At 78.0% G+C, this 3093-nt stretch carries 1 protein-coding gene; it reads right to left on the bottom strand.

Annotated elements, in window-relative coordinates; genetic code table 11:
* Positions 1-307: 307 nt before the first annotated feature.
* Positions 308-2482: an asparagine synthase-related protein gene (locus tag ACFXA3_RS26635; RefSeq protein ID WP_385190834.1), complete on the bottom strand. Its 2175-nt coding sequence runs from the start codon at positions 2480-2482 to the stop codon at positions 308-310.
* Positions 2483-3093: the final 611 nt, after the last annotated feature.

Raw genomic sequence — 3093 nt, forward strand, 5'->3', positions numbered from 1 at the left:
TGGCCGGGGCGGAGTTGGCCGGGGCGGAGTTGGCCGGGGCGGAGTTGGCCGGGGCCGGGATGGCCCGGCCACGGCCGGGTCGGGGTACCGGGCGGAGCCTGGATGGCTGGGGCTGGAATTGGCCGGGGCCGGGATGGCTGGGCCGGAGTTGACCCGGGGCGGAGTTGACCCGGGGCCGGGGATGGCCCGGGGCCGGAGTCGACCCGGGGCCGGGGATGGCCCGGGGCCGGAGTCGACCCGGGGCCGGGATGGCCCGGGCCAGGGATAGCCCGGGGTCAGGGATAGCCGGGTCAGGAGAGGGCCCGGGTCAGGAGAGGGCCGGGCGGCGGGTGGGGACGCCCTTGGGGACCGCTCGGCGGCGGGGCGTGGAGGTGCCCGTCCAGCAGGTGCCGCGGCGGGCGAGGAGGCGGCCGAGCCACAGTTCCATCGAGACGAGCTCCGCGAGTCCGTCCAGCGGGACCGGGCGGCCCTCCGCCGCGTCCAGCAGGGCCTGTTGGACCACCCGGGCCTCGATCAGGCCGGCGTCCGCCAGCAGGGGGGCGGTGAACAGGGCCAGGAGGGAGGTGAGGGCGGCGCGCAGGCCGACGCGGGTGGCCGTCTCGTTCGGGGTGTGGGCGGGGGCGCCCCAGCCGGGCGGGAGTTCGCGGACGCCCGCCGAGGACAGCACGGTGCGCAGGATCGCGGCCCGCGCGCCCGGCTGGACCCGCAGGGATTCGGGGAGGGCCCGGGCGGCGCGCACGACCTGGTTGTCGAGGAACGGGGCGTGCAGGCGCTGGCTGCGGACCTCCACGGCCTGTTCGAAGACCCGGTGGTCCGCCGCGTGGCGGGTCAGGGCGGCGCGGGCCCGGGCCTCGCCGGGGCGCAGGGAGAGCGGGGGGCGGCCCGCGGCGGTCCCGAGCCGGATCGATACTTCCGCGAGGGCTTCGCCGGTCAGCCAGGCCGCCGCCGGTCCGGGGCGGGACCAGGTCAGGGCGGCCAGGGAGGCGTCGACCGGGTTGGAGGCGCCGCACGCGACGGCTCCTTCGCGCAGGCGGGCCGCCGCGGCCTCCATGCCCGCGCGGTACGGGGTACGGGCGAGGCGGCGGGCGGCGGAGTAGACGGAGAACGGGACCAGGAGGGACAGGGAGGAGTCGCCGGGGGCGGAGCGGGCCAGGGCCGCGACCGGGCGCAGCAGGTGGCGTCGGCGGCGGTCCATCAGGAGGTCGGCGAGGCGGGCCGGGTGGGCGTCGAGGACCTGGCGGGCGCCGTGGCCGACGAAGTGGTCCGCCGAGCCGGCCGCCAGCCGGCGCCGCTCGCGGGCGGCGGTGACGAGGGAGGGGCCGGGTTCGTCGGTGAGGGGGCCGTCGAGTTCGGCGTACGGGAGGGCTTCCTCCGCGGCGGCGACGACCACGTGGTGGAGCCGGGGGTTGGCGGCGATGGCGCGGGCGCGTTCGAGTTCGGCTTCGCGGCCGCGGGGGGTGGCCAAGTCGTTGAAGGTGACGGCGAGGAGGCGTTCGCCGGTGCGGCTGACGATGGTGCCGGGTGCGCCGGGGAGACCGGCGGCGAGCAGGGCGAGGGTGGCGGAGGCGCTGCCTCCGGAGAGGTCGGCGCCCACGCCGGGGGCGGGGGCGGGTGCGCCCCGGGCCGCGCGCCGGTCGGCGGGTCCCATTCCGGGCACGGGGCCGGGGTCGTGGGGCGGCGTGTCGGGGGCATGCCGTGGCGCCGTGAGCCGGGCGCGCACGGCATCCACCAGTGCTTCGCGCACGCCCTCGACCGCCCGCTCGGGATCGGCCGTCGGCGCCGCGACCGCGAGGGAGGCCACCGGCTCGTACCCGGTGATCTCGCGGGATCCCTCGCGCAGGATCAGCGCGTGCCCGGGCGGAATGCGCCGTACGCCGACGTACGGTGTGCCGTCGCCCAGTGCCTCCGGGCTGTCGGGGCAGGCCAGCAGGGCGGCGAGGTGGCCGATGTCGAGCTGTGCCTCGATGAGGTCGGCGAGGGGCAGTGCGGCGGTGGCGTACGCCGTGCCGCCGGCCCAGGGGGTGTAGAAGACGGGCCGGGCGCCCGCGAGGTCGCCGACGACGGTGATCCGGCGGCCGGTCTGGACGACGGCGGTGTAGCTGCCGGGCCACTGGGTGAGGTGGCGCAGGGCTCCGCCGCGGGCGGCGAGGAGGGCGCTGCGCAGCTCGGCGTCGGTGGCGCCGCAGCAGCCGAGGACGGCCAGCCGGGTGAAGGGGTCGGCGGGGTCGGCGGCGAGGGTGCGGATCTCGTCGGGGCGCCAGTCGCCGACGGCCCAGAGGGGGTCGGGGTCTCCCCAGAGCAGCTGGGCACCGACGGGCACGACGGTGCGTTCGGCGTCCTGGGCGGCCGGGTCGTCCGGGTGGTCGGCGTCCGCGATGCCGCCGCTCAGGGGTCCGTCGGGGCCGGATCCGCCCTGGTCGAAGACGCGGCCGGCCGTGCCGAAGCTCGCGGCGATACTGCTCCAGCCGACCAACCAGCGCACCGCCGCCTCCCCAGCCCGTGGGCAATTGACCGGGGCGTGAACGGTGTGGTCAGCGCTGAGGGCGCGGCCGCCGGGGCCCCGGGTGGCTCGGGGTCCATGCTGCCACGAGACAGGCGTGCGAGAGTGCCCGAGGAGGGCGCACGTGCAAACGAACACGCCTCGGTCACACGGTATTTGGCGTTCCGTTCCCACCGCCCCATAGGTCGGTTTCGGCCATTCTTCGGCCGTACTGAGGCCGTACTGAGCGCCGTCGCACGCCCTGGGGCGCCCGACCGCGGCGGCGCGCGGGCGCGGTCCGGGAGACGGGCTCCGCCCCCCGGACCGTTCCGCCACCCGCGGGGATTGGGGCAGCGGCATCCCCCGGCCCGCCGGATCCACGCAGCGGGCCGACCCACGCACGGCACATCGAATCGCCGGGGCCGCTGACCGGCCAGAGCGCACGAACGGGCGCACGGCCACACGCACGGAGCACGGGAGGGGGGCGTGCGCCCCCGGGGCGGGGCCCGGCCCGCCGGGGCGGGCGGGCAACCAACCCCCCCGAACTTGGGGGGGGGCGTGTAGAGTGGGTGGGGGGGTACTACGCGGGGGTTTGGGAATTACGGGGCCCTCTG

This window comes from Streptomyces sp. NPDC059456 (assembly GCF_042750055.1).
GTDB lineage: Bacteria > Actinomycetota > Actinomycetes > Streptomycetales > Streptomycetaceae > Streptomyces.